Here is a 3,262-nt window from a genome sequence, read left to right on the forward strand (position 1 = left end):
AACAAGGGGGCCAAGTACGGCGATCCAATCAAGATCAATGTTTCTGCTTCTTTGAAGTGGGTCAAGAACCTGTAAAGCAGGTAATCAATTTAACCAAGAATGCTCAACTTTGCTGTTGAGCATTTTTTGGGAAAAGAAGAAATAGAAGAAAAACAAGAAAAAGAAAATACAATTCAATTGCATTAAGAGAAATTAAAAGAGGAACAAGCTTATGAAGAAGAGACGGATTAAGCACTTCAAGTCTAACAAGAGTTTGACGGCTGCCGGCGTAGCTCTGCTGGCGACTGGCCTGGCTGTCGGCAATGTCAACAGCGTAAAGGCAGACACGACTGATGATAGCAGCAAGCAGGCAGTTGCTCAGACGACTACTGCTGCTGTAAGTGAAAACAAGACTGCAACTACTGTAAATGAAGGTAAGACTGCTACTACGACTAAGACTGCTGCTCCAGCAACTAAGACAGCTAGCAAGGCAGTCCAGGCAACCAAAGTAACGGCTCAAAAGGCAGTTACGGCTACCGCTCAGCCAACCAAGAATGCCTTTAAGACCACTTCTGGCGTTACCAACTACTACGACGCGAATGGCCAGGTAGTAAAGCATCAGTTCATCAAGGTCAATGGCAAGCAGTATTACGCTGACGCAACTGGTAAGATTGCCAAAAGCACCAGCAAGACCTTAAACGGGATCAAGGTTTCCTTTGACAAGGATGGCGCGGTGGAAAACGGCATGGACCACGCCCAGCTTTTGCGGGACCAAACGGAATTCCTGACTGCAGTCAAGCTGAAAAACGGGGTCAAGTACGACTGGACGGAATCCAAGAACGGCTACCAGGAATCAGCTGTTCACGAAATGGCCCAGCTCCTGGCCCAGGGGGATGTCAAGGAAGACAAGCAGGTGATTGCTTCCTTGATGGAAAAGAACAGCTCCATGCAGGGCAAGGTTCTGGCCACTTTGAAGACCGACGTCTCCGCGAACAACGAAACTGCTGCCCAATTCGTCAGTGACTTGATCAGACAGCTGGGGACTACCAGCGCTGCTGGCAGCGTCGTTGGGGCCGGCTACTACAATGGTACTTTGGCCGGCTTGATCTACAAGGTGGAAGCTGTAACCCAGCCAGCGCAAGCATCTTCTACCCTTACTCCATCCGTGACCAAGGTCTACGGCCAAGATAAGGTCAGCGTCAAGAATGGCTTGAAGGATGGCCAGGCCTTTACGGCTGATGAAAGCAAAAAGCTGCTTTCCACGATCTCTTCTTCACTTTTGTCTGGCCCGGCTGGAACTGAAATCAGCCAGGATGTCTTGACGGCCATCGAAGCCGGCCTGGGCGGCGACGACACGGCTTATGTAGGCACGACCAACTACAGCGATGATGCTGGCAAGACCTACCACTATGCCTACTGGCTGGAAGGGGCAGACAGCGCCGCTAAGTTAGCTAACTTCCTGGCCTTGAACAAGGGGGTTAAGTACGGGGAGGCCATCAAGGCCAACTTTACCGCGACCTTGACTGAAGGGGCCGGCAATAACAATGAAGCAGTTGATGAAACCCCAACCAGTAAGAAGACGGCTGACGAAATCACTGCTGCCTACCAAAACGGGACTGAAACTGGCCTTAAGTACGAAAGCGTCAAGGTGGAAAAGATTCCTGGCATGACTGATGATATGGCCCGCGGGGTCGACGTGTCAACCTACCAGGCCATGCTTAAAGCCGGCGTGAAGTACTATGACTTTAATGGCAAGGAGGCTGACCTGTTTGATGTCTTGAAGGAAGCCGGGGTCAACTGGGTCCGCCTGCGTTTATGGAACAACCCTTATAACGCTGACGGCCAGGGCTACGGCGGCGGTAACACCGATGAAGAAAGCCTGATTAAGACTGCCCTGCAGGCTAAGAAGTACGGGATGAAGGTCCTTCTGGACTTCCACTACTCCGACTTCTGGGCTGACCCGGCCAAGCAGATCCTGCCTAAGTCCTGGAAGAACCTGTCCAGCGCTGAATTAAACGAAGCAATTTCCCTTTACACCAAGAAGGTCTTGACCGATATGGAAAAGGCCGGGGTGGCTCCAGCCATGGTCCAGATCGGTAACGAAATCACCAAGGGGACCTTCGGCTATGATGCCGACCAATTGACTGGCGGGGACTGGAACAAGCTCTGGCAGAGCAACTACGGCACGACCGTTGCCCGCTACCTGGCCACCGCGGCTAAGGCGGTCAGAACTGCCAACAAAGACGCCAAGATTGCCGTGCAGTTTGAATCACCAGATGTCAACCGCTACCGGATGATCATGACTGTCTTGAAGAACAACGGGGTTGACTATGACTACCTGGGGACTTCCTACTACCCATTCTGGGGCAGCTCCAACAATAACCCGGACAACCTGCTGAAGGTGCAGGAAATGGCCCAAAAGGAATTCGGCAAGCGGGTGGTTGTCATGGAAACCAGCTGGCTGAACAATGTCAATGACTCAGACGGTACTGGCAACAATATCGGCTACGCTCCAAGTGACTACGCGGTTGGCCCGCAAGGACAGGTCGATGAAGTAACTGCCCTCTACAAGTCCTTAGTTGCTGGCGGCGGTGTTGGTGCCTTCTACTGGGAACCAGCCCAAATCGCGGTCAGAGCCGGCTGGAACAGCTGGAACTACAACAAGCAGCTGGCCAACGTCTACGGGACTGGCTGGGCTTCCAAGTATGTGATCGGCTATGCTCCGGACAATGAAATGCACTACAATGGCAAGGAAACCTGGGGCGGGTCCACTTGGGACAACATGGGCCTCTTTGATGACCACGGCTACCCACTCCAATCTCTGCTGGTCTACAAGGGGATGCTGGAAGGCTACCAGTCAGCTGAAAACACTGCTTCAACTGTCACGCCAAAATTGTCCGCTCTTTACGGGGCAGATCAATCAAGCCTTAAGGCCGAAAACCAGCTTAAGCTTGGCCAAGACTTAACTTTGACCAACTACCTGGACGGGACTGTTTCCAAGTACTTGAACGGGGTCAAGGGGACCAAGATCAGCGAAGCTTCCTTGAAGGCCCTCTTCGCTGGCTTGACTGACGGCTTGAAGAGCGACCAATTTAAGGACGAAGCCGGCAACAACTACCACTATGAATACTGGCTGGGAGGAAATACTTCTGCTGAAAAGCTGGCCAACTTCCTTAAGGCGAACGTTGGCGCTACTTACGGCAGCCCAATCACGGTCAACTACACGGCTACCTTGGTTAAGGACGAAAAGGTGATCGAAAAGGCAAGCTCAACTGTTGAAGCA

General features: G+C 52.0%; 1 protein-coding gene. It reads left to right on the forward strand.

Annotated elements, in window-relative coordinates; genetic code table 11:
• Positions 1-211: 211 nt before the first annotated feature.
• The coding region (locus tag DS743_RS00030) for a glycosyl hydrolase 53 family protein (RefSeq protein ID WP_258945794.1) at positions 212-3,262 on the forward strand (3,051 nt) is incomplete at its 3' end.

The organism is Lactobacillus leichmannii (assembly GCF_024701915.1).
GTDB lineage: Bacteria > Bacillota > Bacilli > Lactobacillales > Lactobacillaceae > Lactobacillus > Lactobacillus delbrueckii.